The organism is Nitrospiraceae bacterium (assembly GCA_019637075.1).
Classification (GTDB): domain Bacteria; phylum Nitrospirota; class Nitrospiria; order Nitrospirales; family Nitrospiraceae; genus JAHBWI01.
Genome location: JAHBWI010000002.1, coordinates 707,701 through 724,124, shown reverse-complemented (window position 1 = coordinate 724,124; position 16,424 = coordinate 707,701). Strand labels below are relative to the sequence as shown.

At 60.7% G+C, this 16,424-nt stretch carries 20 protein-coding genes; all 20 read left to right on the top strand.

Annotated features, from left to right (window positions below; genetic code table 11):
• Positions 1-27 precede the first annotated feature (27 nt).
• Positions 28-2,442, top strand: a complete 2,415-nt coding sequence (ppsA, locus tag KF814_07740; protein MBX3236029.1) for a phosphoenolpyruvate synthase — start codon at positions 28-30, stop codon at positions 2,440-2,442.
• Entirely contained in the window at positions 2,439-2,996 is a 558-nt protein-coding gene (locus KF814_07735; GenBank protein MBX3236028.1) for a hypothetical protein, read from the top strand. The genes ppsA and KF814_07735 overlap by 4 nt, the downstream gene beginning before the upstream one ends.
• A gap of 24 nt (positions 2,997-3,020) precedes the next feature.
• Entirely contained in the window at positions 3,021-3,482 is a 462-nt protein-coding gene (locus KF814_07730) for a DsrE family protein (GenBank protein ID MBX3236027.1), read from the top strand.
• A 72-nt stretch (positions 3,483-3,554) separates the two neighbouring features.
• Complete coding sequence (locus KF814_07725) at positions 3,555-3,995, top strand: OsmC family protein (GenBank protein ID MBX3236026.1); 441 nt, start codon at positions 3,555-3,557, stop codon at positions 3,993-3,995.
• Positions 3,996-4,205: 210 nt separating this feature from the next.
• Positions 4,206-4,592: a cytochrome c gene (locus KF814_07720; GenBank protein MBX3236025.1), complete on the top strand. Its 387-nt coding sequence runs from the start codon at positions 4,206-4,208 to the stop codon at positions 4,590-4,592.
• A gap of 20 nt (positions 4,593-4,612) precedes the next feature.
• Positions 4,613-5,083 (top strand): cytochrome c, encoded by a 471-nt coding sequence (locus KF814_07715; protein MBX3236024.1) that lies wholly within the window; start codon positions 4,613-4,615, stop codon positions 5,081-5,083.
• A 232-nt stretch (positions 5,084-5,315) separates the two neighbouring features.
• On the top strand, positions 5,316-5,537 hold the full coding sequence (locus KF814_07710; protein ID MBX3236023.1) for a DUF2892 domain-containing protein: 222 nt from the start codon (positions 5,316-5,318) through the stop codon (positions 5,535-5,537).
• A gap of 21 nt (positions 5,538-5,558) precedes the next feature.
• The gene (locus KF814_07705) at positions 5,559-6,110 is read left to right on the top strand and encodes a ubiquinol-cytochrome c reductase iron-sulfur subunit (protein MBX3236022.1); all 552 of its coding nucleotides are present in this window, start codon (positions 5,559-5,561) and stop codon (positions 6,108-6,110) included.
• A gap of 167 nt (positions 6,111-6,277) precedes the next feature.
• On the top strand, positions 6,278-7,603 hold the full coding sequence (locus KF814_07700) for a cytochrome b N-terminal domain-containing protein (GenBank protein ID MBX3236021.1): 1,326 nt from the start codon (positions 6,278-6,280) through the stop codon (positions 7,601-7,603).
• Positions 7,604-7,797: 194 nt separating this feature from the next.
• Positions 7,798-8,487 carry a c-type cytochrome gene (locus tag KF814_07695; protein MBX3236020.1) on the top strand — a complete coding sequence of 230 codons (690 nt, stop codon included), beginning with the start codon at positions 7,798-7,800 and terminating at the stop codon, positions 8,485-8,487.
• A 6-nt stretch (positions 8,488-8,493) separates the two neighbouring features.
• On the top strand, positions 8,494-8,928 hold the full coding sequence (gene trxC / locus KF814_07690) for a thioredoxin TrxC (GenBank protein MBX3236019.1): 435 nt from the start codon (positions 8,494-8,496) through the stop codon (positions 8,926-8,928).
• Between the two features lie 84 nt (positions 8,929-9,012).
• Positions 9,013-10,137, top strand: a complete 1,125-nt coding sequence (locus KF814_07685) for a diguanylate cyclase (protein ID MBX3236018.1) — start codon at positions 9,013-9,015, stop codon at positions 10,135-10,137.
• 216 nt (positions 10,138-10,353) lie between these two features.
• Positions 10,354-11,199 (top strand): c-type cytochrome, encoded by an 846-nt coding sequence (locus tag KF814_07680; GenBank protein MBX3236017.1) that lies wholly within the window; start codon positions 10,354-10,356, stop codon positions 11,197-11,199.
• A 98-nt stretch (positions 11,200-11,297) separates the two neighbouring features.
• A complete protein-coding gene (locus tag KF814_07675; protein ID MBX3236016.1) occupies positions 11,298-11,879 on the top strand; it encodes a YeeE/YedE family protein in 582 nt (193 codons plus the stop codon).
• Positions 11,876-12,406: a YeeE/YedE family protein gene (locus tag KF814_07670; GenBank protein ID MBX3236015.1), complete on the top strand. Its 531-nt coding sequence runs from the start codon at positions 11,876-11,878 to the stop codon at positions 12,404-12,406. Before KF814_07675 ends, KF814_07670 begins: the two co-directional genes overlap by 4 nt.
• Entirely contained in the window at positions 12,403-12,807 is a 405-nt protein-coding gene (locus KF814_07665; protein MBX3236014.1) for an OsmC family protein, read from the top strand. Before KF814_07670 ends, KF814_07665 begins: the two co-directional genes overlap by 4 nt.
• A 24-nt stretch (positions 12,808-12,831) precedes the next feature.
• Entirely contained in the window at positions 12,832-14,004 is a 1,173-nt protein-coding gene (locus KF814_07660) for a sulfite oxidase (protein ID MBX3236013.1), read from the top strand.
• A 150-nt stretch (positions 14,005-14,154) separates the two neighbouring features.
• Positions 14,155-14,781: a c-type cytochrome gene (locus tag KF814_07655; protein ID MBX3236012.1), complete on the top strand. Its 627-nt coding sequence runs from the start codon at positions 14,155-14,157 to the stop codon at positions 14,779-14,781.
• Positions 14,782-14,879: 98 nt separating this feature from the next.
• Positions 14,880-15,893: a c-type cytochrome gene (locus tag KF814_07650; GenBank protein ID MBX3236011.1), complete on the top strand. Its 1,014-nt coding sequence runs from the start codon at positions 14,880-14,882 to the stop codon at positions 15,891-15,893.
• A 132-nt stretch (positions 15,894-16,025) separates the two neighbouring features.
• Positions 16,026-16,385 (top strand): DsrE family protein, encoded by a 360-nt coding sequence (locus KF814_07645; protein ID MBX3236010.1) that lies wholly within the window; start codon positions 16,026-16,028, stop codon positions 16,383-16,385.
• Positions 16,386-16,424: the final 39 nt, after the last annotated feature.

Here is a 16,424-nt window from a genome sequence, read left to right as displayed (position 1 = left end):
CGTGCGGGTTCAGCTTGAGGAGGATGCATGGGTCGGGTTGCGCAGGTTCATGCCACGATTAAGTGGTTCGAAGAGATCGGTATCGAAGATGTCCCGTCTGTTGGGGGTAAGAATGCCTCGCTCGGCGAAATGTACCGAGCCTTGGCTTCCAAAGGGGTCATGGTTCCCAATGGGTTTGCGATCACCGCCGAGGCCTACCGGTTGTTTCTCCACGAGGCGGGTTTGGACCGGAAGATTCGCGAAATCCTCAATGACCTGAACACGCAGGACCTCGGGAACCTTCGGCAGCGGGGGCGCCAAGTGAGACAGGCGATTTTGGATGCGACCTTGCCGGAGGAATTGGAACGAGCGATCGTGGAAGCGTATGACCGGCTCGGACGGGGCATCGGCGAACCGATCGATGTGGCGGTCCGCAGCAGCGCGACCGCGGAAGACTTGCCGGACGCCAGTTTCGCAGGCCAGCAGGAGACTTATTTGAACGTGCAGGGGGCGGCGGCGCTGCTGGAGGCCTGCCGGCGGTGCTTTGCCTCGCTGTTCACCGACCGCGCCATCTCTTACCGAGTCGACAAGGGGTTCGACCACTTTCGGATCGCGTTGTCGATCGGCGTGCAGCGCATGGTGCGCTCGGATCTCGCGGCCTCCGGCGTGATGTTCTCCATCGATACGGAAACGGGTTTCCGCAACGCGGTGTTGATCAATGCCTCCTACGGTCTGGGCGAGAACGTGGTGCAGGGCACGGTGAACCCGGACGAGTACTATGTGTTCAAGCCGACGCTGATCCGCGGCGCCCGCCCGATTCTGCAAAAGGTGCTGGGGACAAAAGAGTTCAAACTGGTCTACGACGTCGGGGGCGGAAAGATGGTCAAGAACGTGCCGGTGCCTCCCGGAGACCGCGGCCGATTTGCCATCACCGACGATGAAATCCTCACGCTGGCTCGCTGGGCCTGCGTGATCGAGGATCACTACAGCACGAAACGGGGCCAGCCCTCTCCGATGGACATGGAGTGGGCGAAGGACGGGCTGACGGGAGAGCTGTTCATCGTACAGGCCAGGCCGGAGACGGTGCAGTCGCAGCGGAACCATGACACGCTGGAAACCTATCATCTGAAGGAGAAAGGGCGGGTCGTGATCACGGGCCGCAGCGTCGGCGGCAAGATCGGGCAGGGGCCCGTACGTGTCGTCAAGAGCGTCCATCAACTCAACGAATTTCGGCAGGGAGACGTGCTCGTGACGGACAAAACCGATCCCGATTGGGAGCCGATCATGAAGAAAGCGTCGGCGATCGTGACCAATCGGGGCGGCCGGACCTGCCATGCGGCGATCGTGAGCCGGGAACTCGGTTTGCCGGCAGTGGTGGGCACGGAGCGGGGGACGGAGGTGCTGAAGGACGGACAGGCCGTGACGGTGTCCTGCGCGGAAGGCGAAATCGGCCATGTCTATGACGGCGCATTGCCCTTTTACGTGGGCTGCGTCGATGTGCGGGCGATGGAACGGCCGAAAATCAAAATCATGATGAACGTCGGGAATCCCGAGGAGGCGTTCGCCCTGTCGTTCATTCCCAATGACGGAGTTGGGCTGGCCCGTGAAGAGTTCATCATCAGCACCTACATCAAGGTGCATCCCCTCGCCCTTTTGGACTACGATCGCCTGGAGGATGCGGGTGTGAAGGCCGAGATCGCCCGTGTCGCGGTCGGGTATGACGACAAGGCCCAGTTCTTTGTCGATAAGTTGGCACAAGGTGTGGCGATGATCGCCGCGGCCTTTTACCCGAAGGACGTGATCGTCCGCCTCAGCGACTTTAAGTCGAACGAATACGCGAATCTGATCGGAGGGAGCCGCTACGAGCCGCAGGAAGAAAATCCCATGATCGGATTCCGCGGCGCCTCGCGCTACTACGATCCGCGTTACCGCGAAGGATTTGCCTTGGAATGCCGGGCCATGAAACGCGTGCGCGAGGAGATGGGGCTCACGAACCTCAAGTTGATGGTACCGTTCTGCCGGACGGTGGAAGAAGGCAGGAAGGTGGTGGCCGAAATGGAGCGGTACGGGCTCGTGCGTGGCCAGCAGGGGCTCGAAATCTATGTGATGTGTGAAATTCCCAGCAATGTGATTCTCGCGCACCGGTTCGCGGAGGTGTTCGATGGATTTTCGATCGGCTCCAACGATTTGACCCAATTGGTCCTGGGAGTCGATCGCGATTCGGAAATCGTGGCGCACCTGTTCGATGAGCGCAATGAGGCGGTCAAGGCGATGGTTTCGCACGTCATCAAAGCGGCCAAAGCGGCCGGACGGAAGATCGGGATCTGCGGGCAGGCGCCGAGCGACTATCCGGAGTTTGCGCGTTTTCTGGTCGAGGAGGGGATCGACAGCCTGTCCCTGAATCCGGATGCACTTCTTCGCACGACACAGGCGGTCGCGGCGCTGGAACGGAGCAAGAAATGAAGGTGTCGGTCGAGACCGGATCCGATGCGGCGCTCTCCCGGCGTAAAGTTGAAGAGACCTACGGCCACCTGGTGACGCTTTGGACCTCGGGAGTGCGCGACTACCACAGCCTGTTGTCCGATTACCTGACGGCCAATTCGATTTTTGTCGCGGTGATCGGTCTGTTGGTCTCGCGGGAGTCGCTCGCTCTTCCGTTTACGATCTTGATCGTCCTCTTGAGCATCTTCGGCATCCTGTTGAGCGCGCAAATGGCGATCGTGTTGGGACGGTTTTCAGGGCAGAATGCCCTGTGGGAATGGCAGATGCGGGGCATTGAAGCCATGCCGGAGTGGGGCGCGAGGAAACTGGCCAACAGTCTCTACACGATCAGGGAGCGGCGTGAGTCGCTGGAAGATCCGGGCAACGATCCGACGACATTCCATCCCAATTGGGCCTTCAGGCAGCATCGGCAGTGGTGGGCCCATCGTGAAACCAGCTTCCCTTGGTTTTTCGGGTTTGTGTATGGCTTGTTCTTATTCTGGAGCGTGTCGCAGGTGTGGCGCGCGTTGCTCTGATTCGACGATGGTGACGATGGATACATGGAGAACCGACGAATGCCGATGATCCGTTGGAATGTCAGCGGAGCCTGGTGGGTGCTGGCGGTGGCGCTCCTGCTCGTCGCCCTGGCACCTGCCCGCGCCGAGGAGGCCCGGCAGCATCGAGTGGTGATGCACCTCAATGGCGATGACGAAAGGGTGCAACGCGGCCTGCTCGGCAATATCAAGAATCTCTACGAAGCGGTGGGGCGGGACAGCCTCAGAGTGGAAGTGGTGGCGCATGGGCCAGGGTTGAGGCTGCTCACGAAAAAAGACTCGCCCCTGGCAAGCGAGGTGGCCGATCTCAAAGCCAAGTTCGGCGTGGAATTCACCGCCTGCTCCAACACGATGAAGAAGATGGGGTTGCTGCGCGAGGATCTCATCGAACAAGTCGATCGAACCGTCCCGGCTATGGTGAGGTTGATGGAGTTGCAGGAGCAGGGCTGGGCGTACATCAAACCGTGAAACGGTAGACGGAAGCCGCGAGACGCAGGAAGAAATTAGGGGATAGGCTCGAGAGCAGGGAGGAGTGGACGAATGGAATCGAAGCCGAAGGTGTATTTCTACCACACGAGCGTGCAGTGGACCGAGCAACGAAAGGGCACGATCACCTGTGCGGGGAAACCTGATATTCAGGTCGCCACGCCGCCGGAGTTCAAAGGGCATGATGGGATTTGGTCGCCGGAGGATTTGTACGTGGCGTCTGCCAACATCTGTTTAATGACCACGTTCCTCGCGGTTGCGGAGCGGGCGGGGCTGGCGTTCACCGCGTACCGCTGTGAGGCCGAGGGCAAGTTGGAGTTGGTCGACGGCAAGTTCCAGGTGACAAACATCACGTTACGTCCTCACATCACGCTGAAAGCGGAGACCGACAGCGCAAAAGCCCATGAGTTGATCGAAAAGGCCGAAGCCAACTGCCTGATTTCCAACTCGATGAAGACACGCGTCTCCCTGGAGCCGACGATCGTCACGGGCTGATACCTGTTTGCGTGCCATCGGGCTTGAGATTCCTGCTGTGGCAGCCTGCACCAGCTCACTTCATTGGGCTGGCGCAAATGGCTGCAGGCGTTTCCCTCGACCGCCGGACTCCGCTCGCAATGCCACGTCCTTTCAAGACAATTTTCCTGCAAGTCTCTGGCACAGCGGTCGCAACCTCCCTGTGACGAGGTCAAGGGAGGCGTCGTTGCAATGTGGCACAACAATGCGCGTTGGCTGGTGATTGTTGTTCTGGGCTGGTCAATCGAGATTGGGGCCGGGGGAACGTATGCAGCCTCGCCCGCCCCTCCGGCTGATCCGGCCCAACGAGGCGAACTGGTATATCGGCAAGTCTGCCTGTCCTGTCATGGAGTGGATGGAAAAGGGGGAGGGTATAAGAATCTCACGCCTCCCCCGGCCGATCTGACCTCCGCCGATGTGCAACACAAGCTGGATGTGACCCTCTATCGCACCGTGCACGAGGGGCGAAAGGATACGGCGATGGGGGCGTGGAAGTTTACCCTCACGGAGGCGGAAATCCGTGATGTCTTGGCCTACGTGAGGCTGTTAGGCCAACGTGGAGCAGGCGCGAGGCCTTGATCGGAAGAAGGGACGGTGGAATGAATTGGCGGCGTGTGGGCCTTGCGGCCGGGTTGTTGTGGATCATGACGGTGGTGTTGGCGGCCTGGTTGTTTGTTCAGGGGCAGACCAGGCCTGGGAGCGACGGAAGGACCGAGATCGTTCTGGCCCCGGCGGAGCGTGATATGATTCTCGGCGAAATGCGGCAGCTTTTGAAAGCGGTCCATGGCGTCGTGACGGCGCTCGGCTCGCCGGAAACAGGACGAAAGGAAGCCGAACAAGCGGCGCGCGCGGCCGGGATGCACATGGCGGCTGATGTGAATCCTGCGGTGATGATGAAGCTTCCGCTCCCATTCAAACAAATGGGGATGTCGATTCACAAGGACATGGATGCCTTGGCCGATGCCACAAGCAAGGGCGAGCCACCGGAAGCGCTACTCAAGCGGCTCTCCAGCATGACGGCCCGCTGTACGACCTGTCACGACATGTACCGGTTTGGAACGGCAAAGTGAGGAACGTGAGACGGGAGCCGAGAGCTTATGGCTGATGGCATACGCGAGTGTTCCCTCGAGATGGGCTTCACGAGGTACGAGATACGGGAAAAACGTCACGTGGGACAATGAATCCTTTCGGCCACCACCGGCTCTCACCGGGTAGAGTGGCATTGAACGTCCGGCGTGCGACGCCTCACGGTTTTCGTCGATCGTCTGACGTCTTACCCAGAACTCAACCAAGGAGGCACTCATGAACTGCAATGTAGGTGGAATCGAACGGCCGATTCGCATCGTCCTTGGCGTATTGTTGATCGGCGTCGGCGCGTTTGGCGATTTGACCGGTGCCGCGATGGGGTTGATCCTGGCGGTCGGGACGATCGCCCTTGTTACCGGTGCTATCGGCTATTGTCCGCTGTGGACGCTCTTGGGGATCAGCACCTGTCCGTTGGAGAATGCGGGCAAGAAAGCCTGATTCGGTCGCCGAGCTGATTGTATGCCGCATTCCGAACCATCACAGGACGGGACAGAAGGGGGGCTCTCTACCCCGGTCGGTTCCCGGCGGACGTTCTTCGGGTGGGTGACGGCTGCCGCCGCAGGGCTCGTGGGAATCGGTCTTGGCGTGCCGTTAATCGGAGCCCTGATCTCGCCGGCGTTTCGGCGGCGTGCGCGTGACTGGGTGGATGTTGGAGCTGCGTCGGATGTGCCGGTGGGACGGCCGGTGCAGTTGGATCACGTGACCATGCTCCGGGACGGATGGTTGCAAAGTAAATCCCACAAGGCCGTGTGGGCCGTGAAGGGTGCGGCCGAAGACATCACGGTCTTCTCTCCGATCTGTACACACCTGGGATGCGGTTATCGCTGGGACGACGGCGAGCGCAAGTTTCTCTGCCCCTGTCACGGCAGTGCCTATGACATCGAGGGCCGCGTACTCGCCGGCCCCGCCCCTCGTCCGCTGGATCGGCTGCCGGCGAAGATCGAAAACGGCCGCCTCCTCGTCACGTACAAGGAGTTCAAGGCAGGCCTGCCCAAGAGCGTGGATCTCTGAGTGAAAAGTAATGCGCCGTTCGTATCTTGCGGTGACGCAAGAGCGCATGGCGAATGGCAGGAACAGGAGCGCACTGACTCTCCGGGAGCGGTGGCCGACACTCATGTCGGTGATGCGATGAGCCATAGGCGATACGCATTTCTCCCGTCACGCTTCACGAATAACGCATGGCCCTCAACCTCTATAACTGGCTGGACAGCAGGCTCCGACTGAAGCCGGTCGAGCAGACGTTGCTCGATGAGCCGATTCCCGGAGGCGCCAGTTGGATTTACGTTTTCGGGTCCGCTACCCTCTTTTTGTTTTTCCTTCAAGCGGCGACGGGAATGTTCCTGGCGCTCTACTACGCGCCGACTCCCGACCATGCCTACGACAGCGTCCGTTACCTGGAGACGGAGATCACCTTCGGCTGGTTTGTGCGAGGTCTTCACCATTGGGGCGCCTCTGCCATGGTCGTCGCGATCGGCCTGCATATGCTGCAGGCCTTTCTGTATGGCGCGTACAAGCCGCCGCGTGAAGTCATGTGGATGGTCGGCGTGGCGCTGTTTCTTGTGGTGATGGCTTTCGCCTTTACCGGGTATCTGCTCCCGTGGGACCAGACCGCCTATTGGGCGACCCAGGTCGGCATCAATATGGTGGGGACGATTCCATTGGTCGGGGATCTGGCCTCGCGCATCATGCGGGGCGGGGAGGTTCTCGGCGCGTTGACGCTCTCCCGCTTCTTTGCCACGCACGTATTGTTTCTGCCCGCATTGGTCATGAGCGGGATCGCGCTCCATCTCTTCATTCTGCGGCGGGTGGGACCGGCCGGTCCCTGGACGGACGAGAGGGCGGCGATGGGGAGCGAAACCTTTTATCCTCGTCAGGTCTACATGGATGCGGTCGTCATGGCGGTGGTGTTTTCCGTCGTGGCGAGTCTCGCTTGGGCGGTACCGCTGCCGCTGACCGACAAGGCCGATCCCTCGGATACCAGCTTTGTGCCGGTGCCGGAATGGTACTTCCTCTTCTATTATGAATTGCTGAAGTACGTGCATGGTCCGCTGGAGCCGCTGGCCACGTGGATTCTTCCGTCGTTGGTGATCCTCATCCTGTTTTTCTGGCCCTTCATCGACCGCAACCCCCTGCGCAACCCGATCAAGCGGCCTGCCGCGATCGGGAGCGGGCTGCTGTTTCTGTTTGTCGTATTCGGTCTGCTGGGGATCTCCATCAAGAATCTCTATGCGGTGCCGCGCACGGACCCGGCGGTCGCAAGGGGCAAGGCTTTGTACACACAATTCGGTTGCGCCGGTTGCCACCGCATCCACGGTGAGGGTGGGGCCGTCGCCCCCGATCTTTCCGCCATCGGCGATACCAGGCCCGATCGTGCCTGGCACATCCGCCACTTCCGCGACCCTGCCAGCGTCTCCCCCGGCTCGTTCATGCCGAAATTCCCGTTGAGCGATCAACAACTGGAGGATCTCGCGAGCTACATGGTAAGTTTGAAAAAAAGCTCGTAGCTGGGCGCCAAGAACTTCCGCAAGCTTCGTTCTCGCGTCGCTCATATGATCAACGCATGGTTCACAGTACGGGGCGCCTCTTCACGCGCTATGGTTTTGCCCGACGGCTGTCTTGATTCGCTTCGTCGTCCCCAGGAGGCTGTGGCCCGGGGGTGCGAGAAGAATTGGCGCAACAGCTTGCTAGGAGAGTTGTGATGAGAAGACTGGGCCCGCGGCGAACCGTTCGTGCGATCATCGTATTACTGCTCCTTGTGATCTTTTGGGCGGGGGATAGCTTGGGCCGTCATGGCTTGGCCGCGACGCCTGAGCCGGGAGAGAAACTCGTGCAGTCCCTGTGCCTGTCCTGCCATCGTCTCGAAGGGAAGCCGCTGCCGCGCAGCAAGAAGCAGGCGCCTGATTTGATCGGGGCCGGGAGCAAATATCAATCAGACTGGCTCGAACGGTGGCTGCAGGATTCGGATATCAAGCTTTATCCGCTGGGGTATGGTGATCATCCCGAGCGAAGGCGGCGCCATCTCTCCTTGCCGTCTGATCAGGCGAAAACGGTAGCGGCGTTTTTGACGACGAGAAAAGACGCACGGGTGACCGGCGGCGTGATGCGTCCCGGGACGCCGGAGCAACTGGATCGCGGCGCCCAGGTCTTCAAGGAGCAGGAGTGCCATGGCTGCCACCTTACGCCGGCCAGCACCCCGCGCGGCTACATCGGAGGAATGTCGAGTACGTCGTTCATCGGGATCAGCAAGCGTTTACAGGCGGATTGGGTCTTTCGTTTCAACCAGCATCCCGACGATTTCGAGCCTGAGAGTGGGATGCCCAAACCGACCCCGCCGGTGAGCGACGAGGACCTGTACGCCTTGACCGCGTTCATGATGACGTTGAGGTGATCCTCCATGACCGCCTCGCTGCACGTCACTTGCCCCCACTGCCGCATGGTCAACCGGGTTCCGACCGCGCGGCTCGCCGATCGGCCGAGTTGCGGGCAGTGCCACGCGCCTTTGTTCGAGGGGCATCCGATCTCGCTCAGCCGACAGGATTTCGAACTGCATCACACTCGATCGGACATTCCGCTTCTCGTGGATTTTTGGGCGCCCTGGTGCGGGCCCTGTCGCATGATGGCGCCGGCCTACGAACAGGCCGCCAAACGCCTGGAGCCGCAGGTCCGCTTGGGCAAGGTCAATACGGAAGAGGAACGCGGGTTGGCCGGGCGGTTCGGCATCGTGAGTATTCCCACGATGATTCTATTTCGGAGCGGCCGCGAAGTCGCCAGGCAATCAGGGGCTCTGGGGGCGGACGACATCGTGCGATGGGTTCGGGCCTCCTTGTGAGCCCTGAGAGCCCCGGTGACATTTCTTTTGATAAGGCGTAGCATACGCAACGTCACCATGGAGATGCCTACGGTCTGAGCAGATATGCCGGAACCGAACGGATCCGACGACGCCGACTTCCGCGATCAAACGAGTCTCAGTCGGCGTTTGCGGATCACGCCGGAGGAACTTCGGGACCGGTTGGCCTTTCTCGGGTTCGGAGCAGAGGACCGGCGTCTTCTCCCTCACCTGGCTGACGTCATTCGCGACGCCCTTCCCGAGCTCATCGACGAATTCTACCGACATCTTCTCCAGTTCGACCCCATGCAGCGCTTGCTGACCGATCCCGCTCGTCTGGATCGGCTGAAACAGGCACAGCGGGAATATCTGCTGAGTCTCGGTGAATTGCCGGATCGACCGGACTACGTTGAACGTCGCCTGAGGATCGGATTGACGCACGAGCGGGTGGGACTCGACCAGAAATGGTATCTCGGCGCCTACAGCACGATGTTCGCGCTCATCGTTCGACGCTTGGCTGCGCAGAACCGGCAGGATGCGGATCGCCTGGCTGCCATGGCCGTGACCCTGGAAAAGCTGTTCAAGTTGGACCAAACCCTCGTCGTCGATGTGTATCACCATGCCGCCACGGAGCGGCTGGCGGCAAGCTTGGACGAGTTGCGGGAGACACACCGTCAGCTCGAGGAAGTGTACCGCCTGGATGCGTTGACCCATGTTTTGAATCGGCGGTCATTGATGGACACTCTGGATACAGAATTGGAACGGAGCCGGCGGTACCATCGCCCCTTCGCGTTGTTGTTTCTCGACGTGGACCACTTCAAGGCCATCAACGACCGCCATGGGCATACGCGCGGCGATATTGTTCTACAGTGGCTCGTCCAGCTCATCGCCCGTATGCTGCGGCCGCCGGATATCCTGGGGCGGTATGGCGGGGAAGAATTCGCGATCGGGCTGATCGAGTGCGATGAGCAGCGGGCGAATACGATTGCCGAGCGAATCCGTGCGGGGGTGGCCCAAGCAGCCTGCGAAGCGGATGCACAGATGATTCCCGTGACGGTGAGTATCGGTGTGTCGCTGTTGAGCCCGAGCGCACAGGGAGTCGAAGACCTATTGAAGGAGGCGGATGTCGCCTTGTATCAGGCCAAGGCCCGTGGACGGAATCGGGTGGAGACATATCGACCCGCGACAGGAACGGGGCCGCCGGCCCATTGAGTCCGGTCTGCTGGGAGAACCTTCATAGAGGCAACGGACCGCAGCATTCTTCCTGCCACTGTGGCATCACGCAACAGAGGGCACAGTATCGTTGAGGACTTTCTCGCCACCCGTTCGCAGCGCTTCTGCGACAGAATTGAAAATGCAGGACAAAATGAACTGACAGGCGGGATTGTTTCCGTCGGCAATGGCATGCACATTGCGAAAGGACTGCGTATGCGAAAAACACTCATCATCCTTCTACTTGCCGCGGGGACGGCCGGCAGTTGTGCCGCTCCGCAAGAACGAACCCCAGTCTCTCAGGCGGGAGGCGGATCAGAGCAGCCGCTTTCGCTGGATGCCGTGTTCACCCCGCCGTCGCCGGATGCGATTCCGGGGGATCAGCGAGGTGAACTCATTCGTTTGGGCTATGAAGTCATCGTCCGGACACAAGAGCATGCCAAGCCTTACGTCGGGAATTCGTTGAATTGCACTAATTGCCATCTCGACGCGGGCCTCGATCCCAATGCGATGTCCTATGTCGGTTTGAGCCGCGTCTATCCGGAATATCGCGCCAGGGCCGGCCGTATGGTGAGCCTAGCCGATCGCGTCAATGAATGTTTCGAGCGGAGTCTGAACGGGAAACCGTTGCCCGAGGACGGCCATAAGATGAAGGCGGTGCTGGCCTATATCGAATGGCTCTCGAGTGATGTGCCGAAGGAGAGCCGCATCGGCTGGCGTGGGCTTTCGCGGATTACCTCGTCCCGTGCCCCCGATCCCATGAACGGCAAGAAATTGTTCGCTGCGCGCTGTGTCTTCTGTCACGGGGCGGACGGGCAGGGGACTATGGTCGCGCCTCCCCTTTGGGGGCCCGGCTCCTTCAATATCGCAGCGGGAATGGCCCGCGTGAGCGTCGCGGCGTCGTTCATCAAGGCCAATATGCCCCGGACCAGAGGGTGGGCCCTGACGGACGATGAAGCCTACGATGTCGCTGCATTCATCACGAAACAGCCTCGTCCCGATTTTGCCGGCAAGGCCAATGATTGGCCTAAGGGAGGGAAACCGGCTGATTCGCCCTATTGAAGATGCGAAACGTATCTCGGTTTTTTGACAAGTGCGGCACTTCGCCAAATATCAGCGACTGCCCTGACGAGATACGCTTCACGAACGACGAGTTAAGCATGAAGGGAAGGGAATCGGCGGCGGGAGCAACCGAGGATGCCAAGCGGGGGAGTGCGGATGCGCAGCCCCTGATTCCTTGGTGGGCCGGCGGGCTAGTGATCGGGTTGGTCCTCACGGTCGCGACGGGGTTGGTCCAGCCGATCGGCGTGTCGACTCAATATGTGGTGTTCGACGGTGCGATCCTGCATGCGATCCTGCCCGACTTGGCTGCTCAAAGTCCCTATCTTTCATCCTCCACGCCTGGGTGGACGCTCGCCACCTACGAATTCTTTTTCGTGCTCGGTATTCCGCTGGGGGGCGTCGCCTCTGCCTGGGTGACAAAGCGCTTCAGCACGAGGTCCGTGCCCCCGATCTGGTCGGAACGATTCGGCAACTCCCCGCGAACACGCCTCTGGTGGTCCTTCGTCGGAGGGTTCCTCCTGTTGTTTGGGGCGAGGTTCGGCGGCGGCTGCACCTCCGGTCACATGATCAGCGGCATTTCTCAACTGGCGCTCAGCTCATTTCTGTTTTCCGCCATGGTGTTTGTAAGCGGTATCGTCACGGCCCGTTGGTTGTATCCAGAACGGAGGCTCGGCCGATGATGCTGGTCGCGGGTCTCCTCCTGGGCGCGCTCTTCGGCGCTGCGCTGCAGTTGGCCGGCGCAACCAGTCACACGCTCATCGTCAACGCGCTCCGGCTGAAGGATTTTCGCATTATGAAATTGATCCTGTCGGCCATCGCGGTGGGCCTGATCGGCGTGCATCTTCTCGATACGTTTGGATTGGCCAACATGAAGGTCAAGGATCTGTACCTGGTGGGGATCATCGTCGCCGGGGCGATTTTCGGCGTCGGCTTTGCCTTGACGGGGTACTGCCCTGGTACGGCCTTGGCCGCCGTGGGTGAAGGGAAGGCGGACGCGGCTGCGACCATCGTCGGCGGCTTCTTCGGGGCCTTGATGTTCGCATTTCTGTTTCCCGAGTTGGAGGAGCAGATTCTGTCCGTGGGACGGTATGGACCATTGACCCTGCAAGGAGTCACGGGGGTGGCGGGGATTGTGCTTGCGGTGCCGATCGCCTGTGTGTTCGCCTGGGCGGCGATCCGGTTGCCCGCTGGAGGGACGCGATCGTGAAGCTCAGCGTGACATATGAAGGCGGTATGAGATTCGACGTCGCCGCGGCAGGCCACGTCGTCGCGACTGACCAGGCGGTGGAAGACGGCGGGATGGACGCCGGGATGAGCCCCGTGGAACTTTTTGTGGGGTCACTGGCCAGTTGCGTCGGATACTTCGTCGGCCGGTTTTGCGCAAGGCACGACATCCCTCAAGCAGGCCTCACTGTGGAGGCGGAGTGGTCGATGGCGGAAGGACCTCACCGGGTGGGTACGGTCGCGCTGGCGGTCCGGCTACCGTATCAATTGACGACGGAGCAGGTTGAACGGCTGTTGAAAGTGGCCCACGGCTGCACGGTGCATCAGTCGATCGCGGTCCCGCCGAACATCACCATCGAGTTGAATCCTTTCTCGAAGGGCTGACTCCTATAGAAGCGAGGGCCGACGATGACGCTTTCCCGACGAGAATGGTTTGAGCGCACGCTGCAAGGGCTGGCTTTGGCCCTGGCGGGCGGAGGGCTCAGTGGACGCACTCGAGCCGAAGCGGCCTCCGCTGCGACCGGTCCCCTCATTACCCGCGTGACCAGGCCATTCGATGCTGAAACCCCGGTGCAGGAGTTTGCTTCTTGGCTCACGCCGAATGAACGATTGTTCGTTCGCAGCCATTTCGGCCCGCCTAATCCGGAGGCGGTTGATCCGGCAACCTGGCGACTGACCGTCGGGGGCCGGGTCGAGACGCCGCTGACGCTCACCCTCGACGAAATCAAGCGAGACTTTGAAGCTGTCTCGATCACAGCGGTCTTGCAATGCAGCGGTAACGGCCGGGCGTTTCATCGTCCCAAAGTCCCTGGAGTGCAATGGGAGCGCGGCGCAGTCGGCAACGTTCAATGGACCGGCGTCCGGCTCACGGACCTGTTACAGCGGGCGAAACTCAAGGGACAAGCCCTGCATGTGCAGTTGCAAGGTGCGGATCGGCCGGCCTTGTCGACCGTGCCGCTGTTCGTGCGGAGCATTCCCCTTGAAAAGGCGATGCATCCGGATACGTTGCTCGCATATGAAATGAACGGCCGTCCGTTGCCCTTGCTGCATGGCGCCCCGATGCGGGTGATCACGCCGGGGTGGATGGCCGAGTCCTGCATCAAATGGCTGACGGAAATTACCGTCCAGTCCGCCGAGGCTTCGGGGTACTACATGCAGACGGCCTATCGGATTCCGGTGACGGCCGTGCAGCCCAATTCGGGATTGCCGGGGACGACGATGATGCCGGTCGAGGCGATGCCGGTGAAGTCGCTGATCGCGGCGCCGGCCGAAGGAGCGACCGTGGGGAGAGGGCCGGTGACGATTCAGGGCGTCGCCTGGGCCGGAGACGTTACGGTGGAGAAGGTGGAAGTCTCCGTCGACGACGGCAAGACGTGGGACCTGGCGCGACTGGTGGGTAACGAGCAGCGCTATGCGTGGCGACAGTGGCAATACCTCTGGACGCCGAAAGCTCCAGGGGCGGCCGCGATCTTGTGCCGCGCGACTGATGCGCGCGGCGAGACCCAGCCGGCTTCCACTGCGTGGAATCCCAGCGGATTTTTGTGGAATGGGTGGGATCGGGTGATGGTGACGGTGGCATGAGAGGTGACATCTGGAAGAGCCTATAGCGAACGGCAACGGGCACAAGCGATGCGGCTCTTCTTGCTGCCGTGCGTGCCATAAGCCATCGGCCATCGGTTCCCGCTCTTTCCGAGATACGCTTCACGAGAGACGAGATACGAAGAGCGATTCATGAATGCGCGTGCCATACGCTATAGGCCATATGCCATAGGCAGTTTCCTCCTTGCGCTCGTCGGGATCGTCGCCGTATCGGCGGCGCAGGAGGATGATGGCTCGGTGACGCCGTCGATGGTGCATCGGGCGGACGCATTGATCCTGGCCCGTTGTTCCGTCTGTCATACGGCGGATTTGGTGTATCAACAGCGCTTGCCGGCTGATCGATGGACGGCGACGGTCGAGAAGATGACGCATTGGTGTGCGCAACTGTCGCAGGACGAAGCGGCATTTCTCATCCGGTACTTGTCGGCCCGGTACCACCCGGGCGCGCCGGATCGTTTGCCGTCGCCGGACGGTGATGCGGAGAAGGTGGAAGTTTTGAAGCCTGAACCGGCTTCAGCCGGCCCGGTGGCCGGAGTCGCGGAGCGAGGAGCGGCCGTGTTTTCCACCAACTGTCAAGCCTGTCACGGTGCCGGTGCGGGAGGCGGTGTGGGGCCGAAACTGGCCGGCAATCCGGTCTTGAAACACGAAGGTGCGTTTTGGGAGACGGTGCTGTATGGGCGCGGAGCGATGCCCGCGTGGGGAAATGCGCTGAGCCAGCAAGACATCGCCGATGTGCATGCGTGGCTCTTGGGGCAGTAGGCATAGAGGGTCTGCTGAGTTTGGTTGAGGTGCGAGAGCCGTAGGATGCTCGCCCGTACCGGCCTCACTGGTAGACCTATCGCATGAAAGGAGCAGAAATGAACGGAAAGATGCGACGAGTGGTTGTGAGCTGTGCAGTGGTGGCGGTGGTGGGCGTGCTGTCGATTCCACGGCTGCTGTTCGGCGCCGACGAAACCCGCGCCAAGGAACTGATCCAACAGGCCTGCGTGCAATGTCACCGCCTGGAGGGGGGAGCGGAATCACGCTTCAACTTGCGGGCGCCGGACCTCATCTGGGCCGGCAGCAAATATCAGAGGACCTGGCTGACTCGATGGCTGACCGGGAAGGAAGCTCCGTTGTATGCGAAAGGCTACCGCTGGGATATGAGCGAGGGGGCCGTGAAGCATCCGGTGGTGAGCGAGGCAGAGGCCAACGCCATTGCCGATTATTTTGAAAAGTACAACAAGGATCCTCGCGTCAAAATCGGCGCGTTCGATGTCAGCAAGGTTTCCAAGTACGAAGCGTCGTTCGGGGCGGTGGCATACAAGGCCCATGCATGTCTCGGTTGCCATACGATCGAAGAGAACGGCAAGTTGATCGGTGGGCAACAGAGCGCCGCCTTGCAGAATTCCGGTCAGCGCTACAACCTGGATTGGCTCTACCGGTTCGGCCAGAATCCGCAGGATTTCATCATCCACACGGGCGAATTTCTCGCGGATGCCACCGATCCGCAATTGCGCGCGGTCATCGGTTATTTGGCGACGCAGGGCGTGCCGGACTTCAAATATTATGAGCCATGGACCAGCGAAGAGTTCGGGAAGGCCAGTGTCGGCCGCGGCAAGGTGATTTACAAGGAGTACTGCATGCAGTGTCATGGCGCGAAGGGCAAGGGCGACGGTCCCGCCGCGGCCACCCTCGAGCCCAAGCCGGCCATCCATGCGAATATCAATTTCGAGCAGGTGCCGACGGAGTACCTCTACAACATGGTCAACTACGGCGGCGCCGCGATGGGAAAATCCGCCAACATGCCCTATTGGGGCTTGACCATCGGGCAGCAGGGCGTCGCCGACGTGATGGCCTATCTGAAAGCGACATTTAAGGGGCAGCAGTAGGAACCGTGAGGCGTGAAAAAGCACTCGCTTGTTGCCTCTCGCGATATACGAAGGACGCTTCACGAGATACGAGCGACGTGATACGCCTCACGAAAACTGGCAATGAGTGCCGACCAGAGGAGGAACTAACGAGTGGCGACGTTTATTATATCGGGCAGTCGAGGCACTGATGATCCCACCATGGCGACCTTGCCGTTCATGGCGGCGAAAACGGCAAAGGAGCAGGGCCACGATGTCGTGTTGTGGTTATGGAACGAGGCCGTGACTCTGGGACGCAAGGGGACGGCCGATCACATCACGGGTGTAAATCTCACGCCTGTGAAGGATCTACTGGCAGCGGTTCAGGCAGCCAATATTCCGATTTGGGTCTGCGGCGCCTGCGCGGTCGCCCGGCAAATCGGACAGGGAGATTTGGTCGCAGGCGCGACCATCAAAGGGATGCCGGACTACATCAAGGCGGTGGCGGAGCGCGATCGAACCGTTGCCTTCTAGCCACAACTAGACAGGGGCCGTCGGGCGGCAACCGATCAG

Bases quoted from the DNA above. Each gene is read 5' to 3' on its own strand.
- KF814_07725 (MBX3236026.1), top strand. From the start codon at position 3,555: ATGGAATCGAAGCCGAAGGTGTATTTCTACCACACGAGCGTGCAGTGG.
- KF814_07730 (MBX3236027.1), top strand. From the start codon at position 3,021: ATGGAGAACCGACGAATGCCGATGATCCGTTGGAATGTCAGCGGAGCC.
- KF814_07680 (MBX3236017.1), top strand. From the start codon at position 10,354: ATGCGAAAAACACTCATCATCCTTCTACTTGCCGCGGGGACGGCCGGC.
- KF814_07705 (MBX3236022.1), top strand. From the start codon at position 5,559: ATGCCGCATTCCGAACCATCACAGGACGGGACAGAAGGGGGGCTCTCT.
- KF814_07695 (MBX3236020.1), top strand. From the start codon at position 7,798: ATGAGAAGACTGGGCCCGCGGCGAACCGTTCGTGCGATCATCGTATTA.
- KF814_07670 (MBX3236015.1), top strand. From the start codon at position 11,876: ATGATGCTGGTCGCGGGTCTCCTCCTGGGCGCGCTCTTCGGCGCTGCG.
- trxC (MBX3236019.1), top strand. From the start codon at position 8,494: ATGACCGCCTCGCTGCACGTCACTTGCCCCCACTGCCGCATGGTCAAC.
- KF814_07710 (MBX3236023.1), top strand. From the start codon at position 5,316: ATGAACTGCAATGTAGGTGGAATCGAACGGCCGATTCGCATCGTCCTT.
- KF814_07650 (MBX3236011.1), top strand. From the start codon at position 14,880: ATGAACGGAAAGATGCGACGAGTGGTTGTGAGCTGTGCAGTGGTGGCG.
- KF814_07735 (MBX3236028.1), top strand. From the start codon at position 2,439: ATGAAGGTGTCGGTCGAGACCGGATCCGATGCGGCGCTCTCCCGGCGT.
- KF814_07715 (MBX3236024.1), top strand. From the start codon at position 4,613: ATGAATTGGCGGCGTGTGGGCCTTGCGGCCGGGTTGTTGTGGATCATG.
- ppsA (MBX3236029.1), top strand. From the start codon at position 28: ATGGGTCGGGTTGCGCAGGTTCATGCCACGATTAAGTGGTTCGAAGAG.
- KF814_07655 (MBX3236012.1), top strand. From the start codon at position 14,155: ATGAATGCGCGTGCCATACGCTATAGGCCATATGCCATAGGCAGTTTC.
- KF814_07700 (MBX3236021.1), top strand. From the start codon at position 6,278: ATGGCCCTCAACCTCTATAACTGGCTGGACAGCAGGCTCCGACTGAAG.
- KF814_07660 (MBX3236013.1), top strand. From the start codon at position 12,832: ATGACGCTTTCCCGACGAGAATGGTTTGAGCGCACGCTGCAAGGGCTG.
- KF814_07685 (MBX3236018.1), top strand. From the start codon at position 9,013: ATGCCGGAACCGAACGGATCCGACGACGCCGACTTCCGCGATCAAACG.
- KF814_07675 (MBX3236016.1), top strand. From the start codon at position 11,298: ATGAAGGGAAGGGAATCGGCGGCGGGAGCAACCGAGGATGCCAAGCGG.
- KF814_07720 (MBX3236025.1), top strand. From the start codon at position 4,206: ATGTGGCACAACAATGCGCGTTGGCTGGTGATTGTTGTTCTGGGCTGG.